The sequence below is a fragment of the Streptomyces sp. NBC_00286 genome (assembly GCF_036173125.1).
Classification (GTDB): Bacteria; Actinomycetota; Actinomycetes; order Streptomycetales; family Streptomycetaceae; genus Streptomyces.
Genome location: NZ_CP108054.1, coordinates 1,009,152 through 1,026,825, shown reverse-complemented (window position 1 = coordinate 1,026,825; position 17,674 = coordinate 1,009,152). Strand labels below are relative to the sequence as shown.

General features: G+C 71.6%; 17 protein-coding genes. 10 read left to right on the top strand and 7 right to left on the bottom strand.

Annotated elements, in window-relative coordinates; all coding sequences use genetic code 11:
* The first annotated feature begins 15 nt into the window (after positions 1-15).
* Together OHT21_RS04845 and OHT21_RS04840 are read left to right on the top strand one after the other, a co-directional pair.
* Positions 16-345 (top strand): hypothetical protein, encoded by a 330-nt coding sequence (locus tag OHT21_RS04845; RefSeq protein ID WP_328766968.1) that lies wholly within the window; start codon positions 16-18, stop codon positions 343-345.
* A 300-nt stretch (positions 346-645) separates the two neighbouring features.
* Positions 646-1,497 carry a methyltransferase domain-containing protein gene (locus OHT21_RS04840; protein WP_328766967.1) on the top strand — a complete coding sequence of 284 codons (852 nt, stop codon included), beginning with the start codon at positions 646-648 and terminating at the stop codon, positions 1,495-1,497.
* 103 nt (positions 1,498-1,600) lie between these two features.
* On the opposite strand, the gene OHT21_RS04835 is transcribed toward OHT21_RS04840, so the two are convergent.
* The 3 genes from OHT21_RS04835 to OHT21_RS04825 all read right to left on the bottom strand — a co-directional run bounded on the left by OHT21_RS04835 (position 1,601) and on the right by OHT21_RS04825 (position 3,690).
* Positions 1,601-2,458: a MerR family transcriptional regulator gene (locus OHT21_RS04835; protein ID WP_328766965.1), complete on the bottom strand. Its 858-nt coding sequence runs from the start codon at positions 2,456-2,458 to the stop codon at positions 1,601-1,603.
* A 262-nt stretch (positions 2,459-2,720) separates the two neighbouring features.
* Positions 2,721-3,131, bottom strand: coding sequence for an ABC transporter permease (locus tag OHT21_RS04830; RefSeq protein ID WP_328766964.1), 411 nt, complete (start codon positions 3,129-3,131; stop codon positions 2,721-2,723).
* A 196-nt stretch (positions 3,132-3,327) separates the two neighbouring features.
* Positions 3,328-3,690, bottom strand: coding sequence for a hypothetical protein (locus OHT21_RS04825; protein WP_328766962.1), 363 nt, complete (start codon positions 3,688-3,690; stop codon positions 3,328-3,330).
* Positions 3,691-3,789: 99 nt separating this feature from the next.
* Between OHT21_RS04825 and OHT21_RS04820 the strand changes: the two genes are divergently transcribed.
* The gene (locus OHT21_RS04820; protein WP_328766960.1) at positions 3,790-4,245 is read left to right on the top strand and encodes an amidohydrolase family protein; all 456 of its coding nucleotides are present in this window, start codon (positions 3,790-3,792) and stop codon (positions 4,243-4,245) included.
* A gap of 81 nt (positions 4,246-4,326) precedes the next feature.
* Here the strand turns inward: OHT21_RS04820 and OHT21_RS04815 are convergent, their stop codons facing one another.
* The 3 genes from OHT21_RS04815 to OHT21_RS04805 form a co-directional block, all read right to left on the bottom strand.
* The gene (locus OHT21_RS04815) at positions 4,327-5,472 is read right to left on the bottom strand and encodes an RNA polymerase sigma factor (RefSeq protein WP_328773957.1); all 1,146 of its coding nucleotides are present in this window, start codon (positions 5,470-5,472) and stop codon (positions 4,327-4,329) included.
* A gap of 14 nt (positions 5,473-5,486) precedes the next feature.
* The gene (locus OHT21_RS04810) at positions 5,487-5,900 is read right to left on the bottom strand and encodes a YciI family protein (protein ID WP_328766959.1); all 414 of its coding nucleotides are present in this window, start codon (positions 5,898-5,900) and stop codon (positions 5,487-5,489) included.
* Between the two features lie 251 nt (positions 5,901-6,151).
* The gene (locus OHT21_RS04805) at positions 6,152-7,417 is read right to left on the bottom strand and encodes an MFS transporter (protein ID WP_328766957.1); all 1,266 of its coding nucleotides are present in this window, start codon (positions 7,415-7,417) and stop codon (positions 6,152-6,154) included.
* 70 nt (positions 7,418-7,487) lie between these two features.
* On the opposite strand from OHT21_RS04805, the gene OHT21_RS04800 reads away from it, so the two are divergent.
* The 3 genes from OHT21_RS04800 to OHT21_RS04790 all read left to right on the top strand — a co-directional run bounded on the left by OHT21_RS04800 (position 7,488) and on the right by OHT21_RS04790 (position 9,944).
* Entirely contained in the window at positions 7,488-8,528 is a 1,041-nt protein-coding gene (locus OHT21_RS04800; RefSeq protein WP_328766956.1) for a GlxA family transcriptional regulator, read from the top strand.
* Between the two features lie 118 nt (positions 8,529-8,646).
* Complete coding sequence (locus OHT21_RS04795) at positions 8,647-9,222, top strand: IS607 family transposase (protein WP_328766955.1); 576 nt, start codon at positions 8,647-8,649, stop codon at positions 9,220-9,222.
* The gene (locus tag OHT21_RS04790; RefSeq protein WP_328766954.1) at positions 9,219-9,944 is read left to right on the top strand and encodes a WD40/YVTN/BNR-like repeat-containing protein; all 726 of its coding nucleotides are present in this window, start codon (positions 9,219-9,221) and stop codon (positions 9,942-9,944) included. Before OHT21_RS04795 ends, OHT21_RS04790 begins: the two co-directional genes overlap by 4 nt.
* A 208-nt stretch (positions 9,945-10,152) precedes the next feature.
* On the opposite strand, the gene OHT21_RS04785 is transcribed toward OHT21_RS04790, so the two are convergent.
* Complete coding sequence (locus tag OHT21_RS04785) at positions 10,153-10,488, bottom strand: hypothetical protein (RefSeq protein ID WP_328766952.1); 336 nt, start codon at positions 10,486-10,488, stop codon at positions 10,153-10,155.
* 174 nt (positions 10,489-10,662) lie between these two features.
* On the opposite strand from OHT21_RS04785, the gene OHT21_RS04780 reads away from it, so the two are divergent.
* Genes OHT21_RS04780 through OHT21_RS04765 form a run of 4 tightly spaced genes read left to right on the top strand, consistent with a single transcriptional unit; the run spans position 10,663 to position 17,518 of the window.
* Positions 10,663-11,064 carry a CU044_2847 family protein gene (locus OHT21_RS04780; protein WP_328766951.1) on the top strand — a complete coding sequence of 134 codons (402 nt, stop codon included), beginning with the start codon at positions 10,663-10,665 and terminating at the stop codon, positions 11,062-11,064.
* A 3-nt stretch (positions 11,065-11,067) separates the two neighbouring features.
* Positions 11,068-13,224 (top strand): VMAP-C domain-containing protein, encoded by a 2,157-nt coding sequence (locus OHT21_RS04775; RefSeq protein WP_328766950.1) that lies wholly within the window; start codon positions 11,068-11,070, stop codon positions 13,222-13,224.
* Positions 13,221-14,171 (top strand): AAA family ATPase, encoded by a 951-nt coding sequence (locus OHT21_RS04770; RefSeq protein WP_328766949.1) that lies wholly within the window; start codon positions 13,221-13,223, stop codon positions 14,169-14,171. The genes OHT21_RS04775 and OHT21_RS04770 overlap by 4 nt, the downstream gene beginning before the upstream one ends.
* A 2-nt stretch (positions 14,172-14,173) precedes the next feature.
* A complete protein-coding gene (locus OHT21_RS04765; RefSeq protein WP_328766948.1) occupies positions 14,174-17,518 on the top strand; it encodes an SAV_2336 N-terminal domain-related protein in 3,345 nt (1,114 codons plus the stop codon).
* Positions 17,519-17,674: the final 156 nt, after the last annotated feature.

Genomic DNA, 17,674 nt, shown 5'->3' with positions numbered 1-17,674 from the left:
AGGGGCGCTGCCGCATTGGACATCACCGGCGATCAGTTCGCCGGCCAGGGTGAGGCATGCCCCACCTCGACTTCGCTCGCCGCCGCTGCGGCTTCCCCGGCGACATCTACGCCACGGGCGAGTGAACCCGCTGCGTCGTCGGCGACTGCGTCCGCGCGGTACTGGCTCCGCACGAGCGCCGGCCCTCAGCTCCTTTCCCAACTTGCCGACCAGAACGGCGAGATCACCTATGAACTCCTCTACGGCCTGCCCCAGGACGCCGCCACCCGCTACCTGCGCATGGGAGTTGTCGACATGGACGACTTGGCACCGCCGCCGGACACCTCCGTACAGAGGCCGCGGTGATTGCAGTGCCCGGCAGCCCGGGAGGCGGGCTGGGTCCAATGCTGTGACTCTCAACTTCAGCTGGATATAAAGGCGTTCACCGATGCCCGTAGACTCATGGTGTGGCATTCATGAGCACCCCGCACTGCTGCTTCCTGTGATCGGAAGGCGTTGAGGGCGATGCCGGACGGCGTCGCCCTCCTTGGTGTGCCTGCTGCGTGAACCACGTTTCTGACGCTGCCCGTTCCTTCCTGAGGCAGTGACGCTCTGAGCGCGCGTGCAGGCGCGGTCTCTTCCCTACGCCCTTGCCAGGAGTGCCTCGTGCCCGTGTCGCTTCCCCCTGCCCTCGAACTGTCCCTCGACCTGCTGCGCTGCCCAACGTGCCGCAAGCGCCGCCTGCACCCCGACCACGGCGCATTGCGCTGCCCGGTGGGCCACACCTTCGACATCGCCCGCCACGGCTACGCCGGCCTGCTGACGGGCACCCGCGCCATCAGTGGCGACGACGCGGCTATGGTCCGGGCCCGGGGCCGATTCTTGTCCACCGGCACCTACGCGCCCATCCGCCAAGCCGGGGCCCGCCTGGCGGCCGACGCCGTGTCCGAGCAGGCCACGGTTGTGGACGTGGGGTGCGGCACGGGCTACTACCTGGCCGGCGTACTCGACCAGTTGCCCGGCGCCCGTGGTCTGGGCCTGGACACATCGGTGCGGGCGCTGCGCTCGGCAGCCCGAGCCCATGAACGAGCCGCTGCCGTGGCCTGGGACGTCTTCCGTCCCTTCCCGCTGGCCGACGGGGTGGCCGATGTCGTGCTGGACGTGTTCGCCCCGCGCAACCCGGCGGAGTTCCACCGGGTGCTGCGCCCGACCGGCCGGTTGATCGTGATCCGTCCCACCGGGCGGCACCTGGCCGAGCTGCGCGGCCGGTTGCCTGCGATGGTCACGATCGACCCGGCCAAGGAACAGCGCCTGCACCGGACGCTGGCCCCTTTCTTCGAGGCCGCCGTCACCGAACGGGTGGAATACCCCGCGACCCTGACCAGGCTGGATGCACTGGACCTGGTAGCGATGACGCCGAGTGCGCACCACGTGAGCCGTGCGGACTTGGACGATGACGGCCTCCTGCCCGATCAGGTCACCGTCTCCGTGCTGGCCACCGTCTACCAGCCTCGGTGACCATGAGTGAGCGCATGCGCCTGCCGAACGACGGGCAGTGAGCCTCCGCCAACTGCACCATTCCGGGCTGCTCTTGTCGGCTCGCCCCGAGCGCCGATGCCAGTCAGCAGGGCCGTGGGGTGTCGCCGTTCTGATCGGTCGAGTGAAGCAGTTCGATGACACGTTCCTCGTACCGGACGCGGGCCGGGGAGAAGTCGTACGGCATCTTGCCGATGGCCTCCATCGCGCTCATCCTCGCCTCGCCTTCCTCCTCGCCGGCGTGCTCGTCCTCCTGGTCCAGGAGGACGTCGAGGGCCTCGTCCAGGCCGGAACTGTCGATGGTGGCTCCCAAGGCGGTCTCATGAGCACACCGCTGGGCAGCCAGGTCTTCGATGCGGGGGCCGTCGGGGGACACGGTGTCGTCCAAGGCCGCCTCGGCCTCGGCCAGGCGGTCTTCCTCGGCCCGCAGCTCGGGGTGGGTGGCCAGGACGATGAACCGGTTGGCCTGGACGGCGGCGCCCACGGAGCCGAAGATACGCTCCGTGACCAGAAGGGTATCGAGATCGGCCGGGCGCAGGCCCCCGGGCGTCAGATCATGCAGGCGGCCGCTGACCAGCGGTGAGAGCAAGCCCAGGGGGCTGCCCACCTCGCGGAGGCGGTGCACGGCGGCCCGCTGGGCTTCGATGGCGGCCGCCTTGGAAACGAGGGACTCCTCCAGCCGGGCCAGGGACTGCTCGATGCCGGTGGCGCCCTCAAAGCCGGCCCGGATGTCGTCCAGGGAGATACCCGCATCAGCCATCTTGCGGATCCACAGCAGGCGGATCATGTCGTCGTATCCGTAGCGGCGGCGGTCGTCGCTGCCGCGTTCCGGTTCGGCGAGGAGCCCGATGGCGTGGTAGTGGCGGATGGCGCGGGGTGTGGTCCCGGCGAACGCGGCGGCATCGCCGATCTTGACCCGGCGGGGAATCGCAGGAAGGGGCATGCGCGGGAACCTCTCAATGTCGTTGCTCGTCGCCTACTGGACCACATGCCGCTACGGCACATGCAAACTCCGCTGCCGGTGGCCTGCGGGTCCCATGCCGACGGCGGCTGCGCACGGATGGCGAGCGGGCCGGCCGCCGGTCTGGACGAGACGCCCCTTCCGCCGGCCGAGCGCATGCACAGGCACCAGGCCGACTTGCCCTTGACCCGGATTCCGGGACCGATTCTCCGGAGGTTGCCGCTTCGTCTGGTCGGCGGCGCCGTCACTCCCGCGCCGTCCGCGGGAGCCAGCCGTTGACGGGGTGGTCGGTCCATTGGACGAGGCCGACCGCGGCGAGGGCCACCAGGACGACGGCGAGGAGTACGGCCAGGACGGTCTCGCTGTCGAAGCGGCCGCCTGCCTGGGTGAGGACGCGGCCGAGGCCGACGACGGCGATGAACACCTCGCCGTTGATCATTCCGGTGACCGCGCGGCCGATGCCGAGCCGGATGCCGGCCATGGCCAGCGGCAGGGCGGCGGGGACGACGATCTTGAGCAGGAGTTGCCGCTCGTTCGCCCCGTACAGGTGGGCCATCTCGGTGAGGTGCTCGGGGACCGCTCGTACGGCGGAAGCGGTGCTGATCACGATGATGAACAGCGAGTACATGACCACGACGGCCACGATGGAGGCCATGCCCGGGCCGAACAGCAGGAGAAGACCGGGGCGAACACCAGGGACGGAGCCGTCAGCAGGGCGTACATGTAGACGCCGAGCGCGGCGTCCACCGTGCGGTAACGACCCATCAGCACGCCGAGCGTCAGCCCCAGGACGAGGGAGATCGCGAACCCGAGGACGAGGTTGGTGAGGCTGGAGGCCAGGCTGCTGAGGATCAGCCCGTCGCGCTGCTGCCCTGGGCCACCGTGTCCTCGTTCGCGTACACGGTCTGTGGGTGCAGCCCGGGAAAGACCTCCTTGAAGTCCACCAGCCGGTGTAGTCCCTTGCCTCCGCCGGCCCGTTCCAGGGTGACGGCGTCGGTCACTTCGAGGGCAGTCGCGTCGATCTGGCCAGACAGCAGGGCCTGCGCGCGGGCGTCGGAGCCGCCGATGGTCAGGTATTCCGGTTCGGAGCCGGCACGGCAGTCCTCGCTGACCCACTGGCGGACCATCGCCGTCGCGACGGAGCCCTCGCCGAGCAGCGCTTCGAACCGTTCTGGGAACGCGCCGCCGAACTCGACCTCCTCGTCCAGGTCCACCCCTGCCGCAACTCTTCCTGGCCCGACTAGCCCACCGAGGAACGCTCCCGGTACGAGATCTGGTGGACCTTCGGCTGGGAGTACGACCTGTCCGCCTTCATGGCCCGCATCGTCTTCGGCTGCGTACTCGAACGCCATCCCGGCCTCAAGCTCCTCATCCACCACGGCGGCAGCATGATCCCGCACTTCTCCGGCCGCGTCGGCCCAGGCTGGGACCAGCTCGGCTCCCGCACCCCCGACCACCAGAGCGAGGACGTCACCGGCCATCCGCTCACCAAGCGCCCGCTGGACTACTTCAGGATGTTCTACGCCGACACCGCACTCTTCGGCGCCCCGCACGCCCTGCGCTGCGCCCTGGAGTTCTTCGGCCCGGACCGTGTGCTGTTCGGCTCCGACTCGCCGTACGACCCCGAGAAGGGCCCCGGGTACATCCGCTCGGGGATCGCCGACCTGGTGGCCATGGACCTCACCGACGCGGAGCGCGCCGCAGTCTTCTCCGGCAACGTACGCAGACTGACCGGATCCAGGCTTCCTGCACCGGCCGCCACCCGGTGAGCTGCCGTCGCACAGCGCCGCCCACACCCGGAACCAGCATGTCGACTGGCCCCGCCGACTGGAGAAGAACCGGCGCGAACTTCAGCCGCGTACGCGGGCGTTGAGTCGGGCGGCCTGGCGTGTCAGGTGGGCGGCCTCGGCGAGGTTGGTTGCCTTGTGGGCCGCCTCGGCGTACAGGCGGGCCGCCGTCGTCAGGTCGCCGTCGCGTTCGTGGAGGTAGGCCGCTACCGCGGTGTGGCGCGGCAGGGAGGGGTCAAGGGTCGCGAGTGCGGCCAGGCCGGCGCGCGGGCCGTCGGCTTCGCCTATGGCTACCGCGCGGTTGAGGCGTACGACCGGGTTGTCGGTCAGGCGGGCGAGCTCGTCGTACCACTCGACGATCTGCACCCAGTCGGTCTCCTCGGCGGTGGGCGCGTCCGCGTGGAGGGCGGCGATGGCGGCCTGGGCCTGGAACTCGCCCAGCCGGTCGCGGGCGAGGGCCGCCTGCAGGATCTCGACACCTTCGGCGATCAGCTTGGTGTCCCACTGGCCGCGATCCTGTTCGGCGAGCGGTACGAGGCTGCCGTCGGGCGCGGTCCGGGCGGCGCGCCGGGCGTGGTGGATCAGCATGAGGGCGAGCAGCCCGGCCACCTCCGGGTGGTCGATCGCGGCGGCGAGCTGCCGGGTGAGCCGGATGGCCTCGGCGGCGAGGTCGACATCGCCGGAGTAGCCCTCGTTGAAGACCAGGTAGAGGACGCGCAGCACGGTGGCGACGTCGCCGGGCTGGTCGAACCGCACGCTGCCCACGGTGCGCTTGGCCCGGCTGATGCGCTGTGCCATGGTCGCCTCGGGCACCAGGTAGGCCTCAGCGATCTGGCGGGTGGTGAGCCCGCCGACGGCGCGCAGCGTGAGCGCGACGGCGGACGAGGGCGTCAGCGAAGGGTGGGCGCAGAGGAAGTAGAGCTGGAGGGTGTCGTCCACGGCGGGCGCAGCGCCGGGCACCGGCTCCTCCTCGACGAGGCCCTCACGCCGACGGCGGGCGGCGTCCGCACGGGTCTGGTCGAGAAACTTGCGCCAGGCCACGGTGACCAGCCAGCCCTTCGCATCCCGCGGAGGGTCGGCCGGCCACACGCGCACCGCCTCGAGAAGCGCGTCCTGTACGGCATCCTCGGCCGCCGCGAAGTCGGCTCCGCGGCGGACGAGGATGGCGAGCACACTCGGCGTGAGGCTCCTCAGCAGGGCCTCGTCCATCTCAGTGGTCACTCTCAGTGGCACTCCGTGATGGTGGGCGACGCGCTCAGGAACGGGCGCAGCTCGAGCCACTCGTGGATCGGCTTTCCGTCCGCCCCGGGCGCGGCCGAAAGTTCCCCGGCCAGCTCGACGGCCCGCTCGTAACTGTCGACGTCGATCACCATCCAGCCGGCGATGAGGTCCTTCGTCTCCGCGAACGGCCCGTCGGTGACCGGCGGACGCCCCTCACCGTCGTACCGGACCCACGTCCCCTCCGGGGCGAGCGCCTGACCGTCGACAAACTCGCCGCTCTTCTCCAGCCGCGCCGCGAAGTCGCCCATGTACTGGATGTGGGCCGAGATCTCCTCGGGCGTCCACTGCTCCATGGGCACGTTGTTGGCCGCCGCCGGAGCGCCTCGGTAGTGCTTGAGCAGCAGGTACTTGGCCATGATGGATCTCCTCGATGCTGTTACGACCCATTGTGGTCGCGTTCACGGCAGGGACGGAGCCGCTCACGCGTTCTCGACATCGCCGGCCAAGTTTTTTTCGGCTCTCGTAGCGGAGCCTGGGGGAGAGCCCTGACCGGGGCCGCATCGTGCCTCGCGGAGGCACGAAGTGGCGATCACGACAGAGGGGCGTCCCTTGTCCTCCTCGGCAGCGTGAGCGAGGCCGAGGACGCGGTTCAGGAGACCTGGCCGCGCTACGAGGCCACCGCTCGCTTCCCCCGCCCGGGCCGAGAACCGTTCCGGGATTGGCCTGTACCGGAACTCGGGTCAGGCCGTGAGCCGGGGCGTACGAGGAGTGTGGTGGCTGCCACCGTGGCCGTGGCCAGGAACGCGGAGCGCAGTCCGTGGCTGTCCGCGAGGGCGCCGAGTGTGGCGGGGCCGGTGATGGTGCCCAGGCCCACGAAGAGGATGGTCGCGGTGAAGCCGGTGGAGGGTTGCTCGGGGAAGGTGTAGTAGCTCCAGACGGCGAGCAGCGCGGAACCGGCCATGAAGCACGGCCCGTACAGCACCGCGGAGGCGGCCACGGCGGGGAGCGAGCCCGGGGCGAGGCCGAGCAGGGCGACGGCGACGGCGAGTCCGGTGAACAGCCAGACGTGCGTGCGGCGCAGACCGTAGCGGGTGATGGCATGACCGGTCAGCGCGCCCGCCGTACCGGCCAGCCCCATCAGGGTCCAGAACAGCGGCGCGGTGGCCGAGCCGGAGCCGGTCTCGCCGGTGATCGCCTCGATGGCGTACGCCCAGTACACGGCGCCCACCAGCCCGTACGACACGGCCGTGAGGTAGAGGGGGACGGCGCGGCGGCGCAGGAACCAGCCCCGGCCAGGCCCGGATCGGGCTCGGCCGCCCTCGCTCCGCTCGCGTGCGCCATGAGGCGCCGCGCGGTGCGAACCGCCGGGCAGCACCAGCGCGTTGTACACCGTGGCAGCCAGCGCCGTCACGGCGAAGACCAACCACGCGTGCCGCCAGTGGGAGTGACGGAGGAACAGGGCGAGCGGTCCCGCGACGACGACGCCGAAGGCGGTACCGGTGGCGATCATCGCCATGACCCGCTCGCGACGGCTGCTCGGGATCACGCGGTCCACCACGTCGGAGTACGGGGCCCAGACCCAGCCGGAACTCATGCCCGCCAGCACCAAGCCCGTGGTCAGAGCGGCCGGATCGCGGGCGACCGTGACCAGGCCCATGCCCACGGTCGCACAGACTCCGCCGGTGATCACCATGGAGCGCGGGCCGAAACGCGCGACCAGCGTGCCGACCAGGAGCAGGGCCACCACGAAGCCGACGTAGCTCGCGCTGCCGATCAGACCGACCGTCGCGACGGACAGGCCGAACTCCCGGCGGAACTCGGGGAGATAAAGGCCGTAGCCGTAGCGAGCGAAGCCGAATGTCACGCCGACGGCACTGAGTCCGGCGAGACCGACGTGCCATTGAGGGCGACTCATGATGCGTGTCGTTGTCATGCTCCAAGCCTGTGACCTGGGATGACATCAAACCAGTGGCGGAAACGTCAGGGAGCACTAGATTTACGTCATGGGCAAGGACGCGTACGCCGTGAGCACTGGAGGGTCCGCCAAGAACTCAGGCAGGAGTGAGGTGCCCCACGCGCCGATACGCGTCGTGGTCACGCTTCTGGAAGAGACCTCCCTGTTCGAACTCTCGGTGCCCTGCGCCGTGTTCGCCGAGGGCTACGAGCTGACGCTGTGCAGCACCACGCCGGGCGGTATCCAGCGGGCGCCCGGTGGGCTGCACCTGACTGCCGAGCGGGGCGTGGACGCGATGCGGGAGGCCGACCTCGTCGTCGTACCGGCGTGCGTGATGGACAGTGCGTACGAGCCGCCCGAGGAACTGCTCGACGAACTGCGCGGCGCGCACGCCAGAGGGGCCCGGGTGGCATCGCTGTGTTCCGGGGCGTTCGTGCTCGCCGCGGCCGGACTGCTGGACGGACGCGAGGCCGCCACGCACTGGATGTACGCGGACGAACTGCGCCGCCGCCACCCCCGCGTCCGCGTCAACGAGCGAGCCCTGTACGTCGACGACGGCTCCATCCTCACCAGTGCGGGCACCGCGGCCGCCATCGATCTGTGCCTGCACATCGTGCGCCACGACTACGGCTCAGCGGCGGCGGCCGAGGTCGGCCGCCGTATGGTCGTCGCCCCGCACCGGGAGGGCGACCAGTCGCAGTACGCACCGGCCCGCGCGCCCCGCGTGCAGACATCGGAGCAGGGGCTCGCCCCGGTCCTGGAATGGGCCCTGGACCGACTCCAGCAGCCGCTGGCCATCGGGGAGTTGGCCGCACGCGCCGGGATGAGCACCCGTACCTTCGAGCGGTACTTCGCGCGTGAGGTCGGTACCACTCCGCTGCGCTGGCTCAACCAGCAGAGGCTGGCGCGCGCTCGGGAGCTGCTGGAGACCACCGACCTCCCGGTGGACACCGTCGCCCAACGCAGCGGCCTGGGCAGCGGCGACGGCCTCCGCCAGCACTTCCACCGCGCGCTCGGCACCACTCCGGCCGCCTATCGCCGCGCCTTCCGCATGCCGCGCGGCTCGGCCGCCTCCGCTGGGCCGACGTAGGTGTGCGTACGGGCGTACGCCGTGAAGCCCAGGCTGGATCCGCCTCACCGAGTTCGGTGGGGGTGACCCCTGCTGACGAAAGTTTCATCACCTATCAACTCTCATATACAAGGATCGTGTGAGGCTGTCAGAGTGGGCGGTACGCAACGGCGTGCACTACCAGACCGCGTGGCGGTGGGCGAGAGACGGGAAACTCCCCGTTCCCGCGACCCGGACCGCGACCGGTGTGTGGCTGGTGCACGAGGCCGAACAGTCGCCCGAGGGGCGCACGGTGGCGTACTGTCGCGTCTCGTCGGCCGACCAGAAGCCGGACCTTGACCGGCAGGTGGCCCGTGTCGTCACCGGCGCCACCCAGCTGGGCCTGCCGGTGTCAGAGGTGGTAACCGAAGTCGGCTCGGAACTGAATGAGCGGCGGCGCAAACTGCACCGGCTGCTGGCCGATCCGGACGCGACCGTGATCGTGGTGGAGCACCGTGACCGGCTCGCCCGCTTCGGCGTCGAGCACCTCGAAGCGGCCCTGTCGGCGTCCGGACGGCGCCTGGTGGTCCTCGATCCGCAGGAGACCACGGATGACCTGGTGCTGGACATCACCGAGGTACTGACCTCGATGTGCGCCCGCCGGTACGGGCGCAGGGCCGCGAAGAACCGCGCCGCGCGCGCTGCGGCCGTGATGACCGGCGAGGCCGCCGGGTGAAGAAGTTCCAGCCCCGGCCGGGTTTCGTGGTGCAGGCGTACCGGTTCGCCCTCGATCCGAACGCCGCTGAGGAACGCAACAACTGCGAGCACGCCCGCGTCCTCACGATCCTGCCCACCACGGGCGAGTTCCGGGCCCTGGCCACTCAGCCCCCGCTGAAGCCCCCGGTCGTCCCGGCCGGGCAGGCCGAGGACCTGGTCTTCGCCTCCGGACGTGACTCGCACTCCGGCCGTGCCGCACTCGCCGTCAGCGACGACGGGGGACGCAGCTGGCGGTTGTCCCGGCCGACGGAAACCGGGGAGTCGGCCTGGGCCCTGCACGTGACCGGCACCGGAAACGTGCTCTACGCGGCAGAGCCGGGCGAGTTGCCCGACGAGGAGGACGTCAAGAACGGCCTGCTCGCCCTTCACCGCAGCACGGACGGCGGCGGCACTTGGGAGCGAGTCTGGGAGCACCGGAAGGGCGTGGACCCGCGCTCTCTGCTCGGCTCGCCGATCGCCGCCGCCGACGGCAGCCTGACGATCCACAGTGAGGACGGCGTCTGGCGCAGCACGGACGGCGGCCGTTCCTTCGCACGTCACCGAAACTCCGGAGGGATGTCGGGCTCGGTGACCACGACCGCGCTCGGCTACCTGTGGGGCGACAGCTTCGGCGCCGGGAGCTGGCGCATATCCACCGACGGTGTCCACTGGACACGGTTCGAACTGGGCAACGGGACCTGAAAGGCCGTGTTCGTGGTCGGCACGCAGCCGTCGGCCGGCCCAAGGACGCCTCCGGCTTCGTCGTCCTGCCCCGCCGCTGGGTCGTCGAGAGATCGCCCGCGTGGCCTCCAGCCCGGACAGCGGGTTGTCATCGCCCGCCCGCCCGCCCGCCCGCCCGCCTCCGCCCGTGCCCCGCTGAGCCGTTGGGCCTGGCGGCCACCACTGGCCCCTACCCCGCCAAGCGCGCCGCCTCCGTTTCCTTCGCCATCTGCACGGCCTGGACGAGCGTGAGCCCGGGCGCCGCCTGGCGTAGTGCCTTGATCGCGTGTACGGAGTCGTACGAGCCCTCGATCCCGGCCGCGGCCAGCCGCTCCCGCACCCAACGGGCCCTCAGGTCTGCGTCGGAGGCTGCCGCGGCCTGCTCGATGAGGGTCGCCGCCCGTTCCAGGCCGGGCCGTTCCTCCGGCGAGGCCTCGTCGAGGGCCCGGCGCACGGTCGCGGCGATGACGTCGGCGTCGCGCAGGACGATGACGGGGTGGTCAGCTTGGCTGTGGCGTCCGAACATGGGCCCATCGTTGGCGCAAACGGCTTGCGGGTCAACGGAGTTGAGCAGTATCTGAGCAGGGAGACGCGGCCCCCGTAACAGGAACGTGCGGTTCCTGTGCCGAACTCTCCTGTCTGCTGTCCAAGTTGGGCACACGTGCCTGTGTCATGAGCGTTCCTGGGTGACAATGTTGCCGTGCCCACCTCAGCAGACCTGGAATTCGACGACGGTACGCCCGTGAGGTTCTTGCTCAGCGCCGCCCAGGGCGCCCCGGCGGCGGCCGAGCCGGACGGTGATCTTCCCGAAGGCATGGGGAAGGCCGTGCCCGTGGCCTCGGGCGGCGGGGCCGTCGCGAGCTTCGCGGTCGGCACCCTGCGGCGGGCGCTCAGGCCGCTCGGCCCGCTGCTGCAGGAGGTCCACGACGCCGTTGTGGCCGCGCCGCAGCCGCCCTCTGAGATCAGCGTGACGTTCGGGGTCCAGGTCGGACAGGACCTCAAGTTCGGCATCGTCGGCGGCAACGGGCAGGCCCATCTCACCGTGACCGCAAGCTGGAACCCCACGGGCACCGGCAGTGGCGCGGCACCGGGCACGGAGTGACGCGTGGGCTGGTTCAGAGCGCTGGGGCCGGAGCCCGGTGGGCATGAAGACGCGGGCCCCTTCGTCGTGTCCATACGCCGCACGCGGGACGGCAAGACGGCGGGAGGAGGGCTCGTACTGGCCGCCGACGCCATTCTGACCTGCGCTCATGTCGTCAACGACGCCCTGGGGAGGGCCCTGTTCGAGACCCGGACGCCCGGGCCCGACGAGATCTTCGTCGTCCTCCGAGGCCCGCGGGGAACCGAACGCTTTCCCGCGCGTGTGGCGCACTGGATCGCGCCGCGTGCCAAGACAGGCGGCCCGGTGGACGACGGCGAGGGTGAGTGGCACGGCGATCTCGCCGTGCTGCGGATCGACGCGCCGCCCGGCAGTACGTTCCCGCCGCCGCGCCGGATCGCGATGGCGGCCGAGCAGCGGGTGACCGTCTGGCACGGCAGCGGTCAGGGCGCCACCTTCGCCGATCTGACGGTCAAGTCCCTTGAGGGACCGGTCGGTTACCTCGACGGCGCGGCCACCGGAATGGCCGTCGGCCGCGGGTACAGCGGCGGACCGCTGTGGTCCCGGCAGCACAAGGCCGTCGTCGGGCTGATGACCGCGCACTTCATGCCGCCCCGGGACCCCGACACCGGAAAACTCCTGCCCTACAGTCCCCAGCATCTGGTCCGCCGCAGCTGGGGCATCCCCTGGCAGCGCGTCGAGGCCGAGTTGCGGCCCCTTGGCGTCCTCGACGCCGAGGAGCAGGCGACCGTCGACCCCGACGATCCGGCCTTCGTGCTGCTCACGGAGGCGATCGAGGACGCGTTGCCCTCAGCGGTCGGACGCGGCGACTGTGCCCGCAAGCTCGCCCGCGCCTGCGGTGTCGGACACGGCGGCGAGGTACTGCCGCCCACGGTCGAGGAGTTCGCGGCCTTCCTCCTCACCCACCCGCGCGCCCTGGCCGCCCTCGTCGAGATACTCCGCCGCGGCAACCCGGACGAGGCCGATCGCATGCTGGCCGCGGGCCGGCTCTCCCGTGCGCCCAGGCTGCTCTCCCCGCGGGAGTACACACGGCTGCACCAGCAGCTGCGCGACATCGACCGGTCCGTGCTGGGCCGGTTCGCCGAGGCGGTACGCGCCGCCCTCCCGCTGGCCGCGGCCTTCCCCGGGGGCGAGACGCTCGACGCGCTGATCGACCACCTGGAGACGCTCCCCGGGGACGGCCGCTCGGACGACGGCGAACCCAGGGTCCCGGCGCTCCTGCGCGTCATGGAGTACGTGGCCGTGCTGTGCCCGCCACCGCAGAGCGCAGGCGTGAAGTTGTGGTCCGACAGCGTGGCCGTACGGCTCGGCATTCCCCGCTCGGCGCTCGCCGAGCGGCGCTCGGACGCCCAGGAGTGGGCGCGTGTGATGCGTACGCGCTCCGCGCGCGTGCGGGTCCTGGTGCAGGTCACCCGGGCGGAGCCGGGCCGCCACCGGCTGCGGATCTGGTGCGACGAGGGCGCCGGGCCACGGCAGGTGTCGACGGACACCTCGGCCTCGTACGCGGCATCCGAGGCGGCGCGCGAGCTCCTGCGCGTCCTGGAGACCCTCGACCCGGCGTCGCTGAACGAGCAACGGCCGCTCGTGGAGGTCCTCGTGGACCGCACCAGCCTGAACCTGCCCATCGACGAGTGGGAGGGCAGCGCCCCGGACGAGATCGTCCCCGGCGTGCTCGGGGTGGAGTTCCCGCTCGTCGTGCACTGCCCGGAACTCCTGCGCCGGCACGAGCGCTTCCTGCCCGACTGGCGCCGCCGGTGGAGCCGCCTCGACTCCGGGGCAACGCTGGTCTTCTCCGACGCGTCTTTGAGCACGAACGAGATCTATGCCGAACTCATGAGGAAGCTCGACGCGGTGCGCGTCTCCGTCGACGTGCCCGCGGGCCTCCGGGACGCCGTCGTGCAGGTGTGTCTGGCGGTGGGTGTGCCGGTGGTGGTGTGGGACCGCGGACGGGACGCGGACTCGCACGTCGTGAAGCAGATGGCCGAGGTCGCCACCCGTGAACTGCCCGACGGGGTGCGCGCCTACCGGGCCAACACCATGCTGCACCCCCTGGAGTACCCCGGCCGCCCCGTCCTGGCCTGGGCCGACGCCGACCGTACCGTGCCCCGACTGCACCTGACCGAACCACAGGAGAGCGCATGACCCCCGCTCCCGAGGCCGACTGGCGCCTCTTCCGCGGTGACGGCACACCACGGGCCGTCACCCTCCCGTCGGCTCCGCCGTGGCGCCGCTTCACCCCCGCGCAGGCCGTCCGCCCCGAACTCCCGTACCTGATCGAGCCGCAGCACGCCGACGTCGTCAACGCCGCGCTGCATCTGCGCCGCCCGCTGCTCGTCACCGGACCGGCCGGCACCGGCAAGTCGTCGCTCGCCAAGGCCGTCGCGCACGAGCTGAACCTGGGCGAGCTGCTGCGCTGGCCCGTCAACAGCCGCTCCACCGTGCGCGAGGCCCTCTACCAGTACGACGCCATCGGCCGGCTGCGCGAGACGACCCTCAGCCGGGACCGCGGCGAGCGCGAACCGTCCATCGGCACGTTCATCCGGCTGGGTCCGCTCGGCACGGCCCTGGTGCCGTCCACCGTGCCGCGCGCCCTGCTCATCGACGAGATGGACAAGGGCGACGTCGACCTGCCCAACGACCTCCTCACCGTCTTCGAGGAAGGCGTCTTCGAGATCCCCGAACTCAGCCGACTGCCCGAGGAGTTCGCCGACGTCGAGGTCCAGACCGCCGACCACCGCGGCACCGTCGGGGTGCACCAGGGACGGATCCAGTGCGCGGAGTTCCCGGTCGTCGTCATCACCAGCAACGGCGAACGCGACTTCCCGCCCGCCTTTCTGCGCCGCTGCATCCGCCTCGACCTGCCCATTCCCGACGAGGAGCGGCTGCGCGCCATCGTCGTCGCCCACCTCGGCGAGGAAGCGCTGCGCGAGGCCGACGACCTGCTCGAGGCGTTCCTGCGCCGCCGCGCCCCGGGCGAACTCGCCACCGACCAGCTGCTCAACGCGGTCTTTCTGCGCACCGGCGGGGTCGACCTCGACGCGGAAGGGCTCCTCGACGCCGTGCTGCACCAGCTCACCGGTGCGATGTGAGCATGGCGCGCGGCGGTGAACGGCTCGCCGAGGCGTTACGGGTTCTGGGTGCGTGCGGCCAGGACCTGGACGCCGACCAGGTGCTCGACGTGCTCTGGCTCGCCCGCAGGCTGCCCGTCTCGGCGGCCGCACCGCTGCACCGGGGCCTGCGCACCGCACCGCCGCCGTCGGCCCGGCCGCCCGAGCCCGAACCGGACGAACAGTTCCGGCAGGCGCCCGCACCGGAACCGGACGACCAGGACCTGCCCGACCTCACCGCTCCGTCCCTCTACGCGGCGGCCCGCCAGGCACCCGCCCCCGAGGTACGGCTACGCCCGCCCGCCCAGGAGCCCCGCCGGGCGCTGCCCGTCCGCGTCCCTGAGGGCAAGGCGCTCGGCGACGAACTCGAACTCGGCCGCGCACTACGGCCGTTGCGCCGCCGCCGGGCCAGCCGGCACCACCTGGAGATCGACGAGGAGCGCACGGCCGCGCAACTCGCCGAGAGCAGACTGCCGGACGTCGTGCAGCGCCCCGTCCAGGAACGCTGGCTGCATCTGGTGCTGCTCGTCGACGACGGCCTGTCGATGCTGCTCTGGCACCGGCTCGGCGCCGAACTGCGCACCCTCCTCGAGCGCCTGGGCGCCTTCGCGACCACGCGCGTCCTCGGCCTCGACACCCGCACCGCGCACGAACCGCGGCTGCACGCCCGCCCGTTCCAGCAGAACAGCACCCACCTGCCGACCAGCACGGTCAACGACCCTTCGGGCCGCACCCTCGTCCTGGTCGTCAGCGACGGCATGGGCGCCGCCTGGCGGCACGGCACGATGCACGGCCTGCTGTCCGCGTGGGCCGCCCGCGGTCCCGTGGCGCTGCTGCACACCCTGCCACCACAGATGTGGGAGGCGTCCGGCATCCACGCCGAGCGCTGGCAGGCCACGACCCGGCGCATCGGCGGTGCCAACACCTCCTGGGAGATCACCGACCGGGTGCTGCCGCCGGACCTCGCCGAGTTCGACGGCATCCCGGTGCCGGTGCTGGAACCCACCGCCGCCGCGTTGCGCGACTGGTCCCACCTGCTGGCCTCCCCGGGCACCACCGTGGAGCTGCCGCTGCTCGCCCTGCCCAGCCAGTATGCGGCCGTCACCTCCTCGCGCGACCTGTACAGCGCCCAGCACTTCCGGGACGCGGCCACCCCGGAGGCGTACCGGCTCGCGGCGCATCTGGCGGCCGTGTCGCCGCTGTCCGTGCCGGTGATGCGCCTCGTGCAGTCCGCGGTGCCGTGGCCGGCGCGCACCTCGCATCTCGCGGAGGTGTTCCTCGGGGGCCTCATCAGGCCGTACCCGGCGCCCGTGCCGGGGCCGCTGCCCGCCAAGCACCTGGTCTTCGACTTCCCCGACGAGACCAAGTCGGTGCTCCTCGACGCGGTCCCGCAGTCCGAGCTCCTCAGGACGGGCCGCAGTATCGGGCGCCGCCTGGAAGAGCTCGCGGGCAACTCGCCCGACTTTCCCGCCTGGCTCGCCCACCCGGACGGTTCCGCTCAACTGCCGGGCTCACACCGCCCGTTCACCAACGTCGAACGGCGGCTGCTCACGCGTTTCGGGGTCTCCGTCGAAGGGACGCGCGGCCGGCCGCCGCTCGAGCGGGCCCGGACAGCCGTCGAGGCGGACGACTGGGCACCGCTCACCGACGAGGATCCCAGGCGCCTGGGCCCGTACGACCTGCGCGGCCGAAGACGAGGACGGCGGACGGTGGTGTACCGAGGCGTCGACCGGCGAGGGGTGGAGGCGGTGCTGCGAGTGCCGCGTCCCGATCTCCCCGCCGTCAACGCCCGGTTGATCACCGCGGAGGCCGAGGCGCTCACCCGGCTGAGCGGGCGGTACGCGCCTGCCCTGCTCCGTTCCCGGCTCAACAACGATCCGCCCTGGCTCGCGATGGCTCCGGTGGCCGACGAGGACGCCCCCGAAGCGCAGCCGCCACGCCTCGCGGACATCATCAGCAAGGCCTACCAGGACGGCCTCGCGCCCTTCGACAAGCTGGCCGGCCTGCTCGTCGCCTGGCATCTGGCGAGCGCGCTCAACCTCTGTCACCTCACAGGTCTCGTGCTCGGGGACTTCACCGCGGACAGCGTGTTCGTGCTGCGGCGCACGGTGGTTCTGGCCGACCTGTCGGACGCTGTGATCGACGGACGCTACCTCGGCACGGGGCCCGTCCCGACGGCCGAGGACAACGTGCGCTCCCTGGGCGAGCTCCTCCAGCTCATCAGCACCAAGCCCGGTTCGGTGATGCCGGGGCTCCCGGAGGGCATGCACCAGTGGCAGGGCGACACCTGGGAGCCGTTGCGGCTGCTCGTCCTGCGCTGCCTCGACCCGGATCCGGCTCGGCGCCCGTCGGCGGGCGAGGTCGCGGACGTCCTCGCCCGGTACATCGCCATGGCCCGCGCCTGGCGGGACGGCACCGTGCCCTTGGCCCCGGTCGAGAGCACGGGCGCCGCCACGCGAGCGCCGCTCGCTTTGCCGCCGGCCTCGGAACGAACCCGCCCGGGTGACCGCCCGCTGCGGCTGTCCCGGTTCGGCGCCGCCCGCCGGGAGGACGAGACTCGCCTGGCCCGGCTGCGCGTACCACTGCGCCAGAGCCGGCGCGTGACTCTCATCGGCGCCTATCACTACAGCGGACGCGCCACGACGACGATGGTCCTCGGCTCGCTGCTCGCCACCGTCCGCGGGGAACCCGTCCTCGCCCTCGACGGAGCAGCAGCCGAAGGCGCCCTGGACGCGTTCCTCACGGACCGCAACCCGGCCACCGTGCGCGACCTCGCGGCCCTACCCCTCGACCTCCCGTACGACGACATCCGCGCCCGCACGACCCGCCTCCCGTCGGGCCTGGAGGTGGCCGCGCACCGTCGGGGCCACCGCAGCCCGAACCCCGCCCACGGCCAGGAGTATGCGCGGGTGCTGACCCAGACCGCGCCGCACTACTCCGTCGTACTCACCGACTGGTCGCCGCTGGGTCTCAGCGGTGGGGCCGAGGTCGTCCTGAACCTCACGGACCGGCTGATCCTGTGCTGCGGCTCCGCCGAGTGGTTCCTCGACGCCGCGGCGCACACGCTCGACGGCGTACGCGACACGGGGCACTGGCAACTCGCCGACAACGCGATCGTGGTGGTCGGCGAGATCGAGGGATCCGGGAGCCGGCCCCTGCCCCCAGACCTCGCACGCCGCCTCGGCATCGACCCCGCCCGACTGGTCCGCGTGCCCTTCGATCTGTCGCTGCGCAGTCCGGGGTTCCGAGATCTCGGTCGACTGCGGGCGGCAACCACGCGGGCGTTCCTGGACTTGGCGGGCCTCGTCGTCGGGGACGGAACGCACTGATCCCCGGGTGGCTATGGCGTCGTCAATCGGGTTCTGGCACAGATCTTGGAGCGCGGTCGCGAGGATTACTGAAGCAGGATCAGCTTGCGGAGTAGTTCGAATCCGGCTCGTCCGTAGAGCCTTTTGATCCTTTTTCATACGGTTCACGACGCCTTC

Bases quoted from the DNA above. Each gene is read 5' to 3' on its own strand.
- OHT21_RS04835 (WP_328766965.1), bottom strand. From the start codon at position 2,458: ATGCCCCTTCCTGCGATTCCCCGCCGGGTCAAGATCGGCGATGCCGCC.
- OHT21_RS04830 (WP_328766964.1), bottom strand. From the start codon at position 3,131: ATGGCCTCCATCGTGGCCGTCGTGGTCATGTACTCGCTGTTCATCATC.
- OHT21_RS04820 (WP_328766960.1), top strand. From the start codon at position 3,790: ATGGCCCGCATCGTCTTCGGCTGCGTACTCGAACGCCATCCCGGCCTC.
- OHT21_RS04815 (WP_328773957.1), bottom strand. From the start codon at position 5,472: ATGGACGAGGCCCTGCTGAGGAGCCTCACGCCGAGTGTGCTCGCCATC.
- OHT21_RS04810 (WP_328766959.1), bottom strand. From the start codon at position 5,900: ATGGCCAAGTACCTGCTGCTCAAGCACTACCGAGGCGCTCCGGCGGCG.
- OHT21_RS04805 (WP_328766957.1), bottom strand. From the start codon at position 7,417: ATGACAACGACACGCATCATGAGTCGCCCTCAATGGCACGTCGGTCTC.
- OHT21_RS04800 (WP_328766956.1), top strand. From the start codon at position 7,488: ATGGGCAAGGACGCGTACGCCGTGAGCACTGGAGGGTCCGCCAAGAAC.
- OHT21_RS04785 (WP_328766952.1), bottom strand. From the start codon at position 10,488: ATGTTCGGACGCCACAGCCAAGCTGACCACCCCGTCATCGTCCTGCGC.
- OHT21_RS04770 (WP_328766949.1), top strand. From the start codon at position 13,221: ATGACCCCCGCTCCCGAGGCCGACTGGCGCCTCTTCCGCGGTGACGGC.
- OHT21_RS04765 (WP_328766948.1), top strand. From the start codon at position 14,174: ATGGCGCGCGGCGGTGAACGGCTCGCCGAGGCGTTACGGGTTCTGGGT.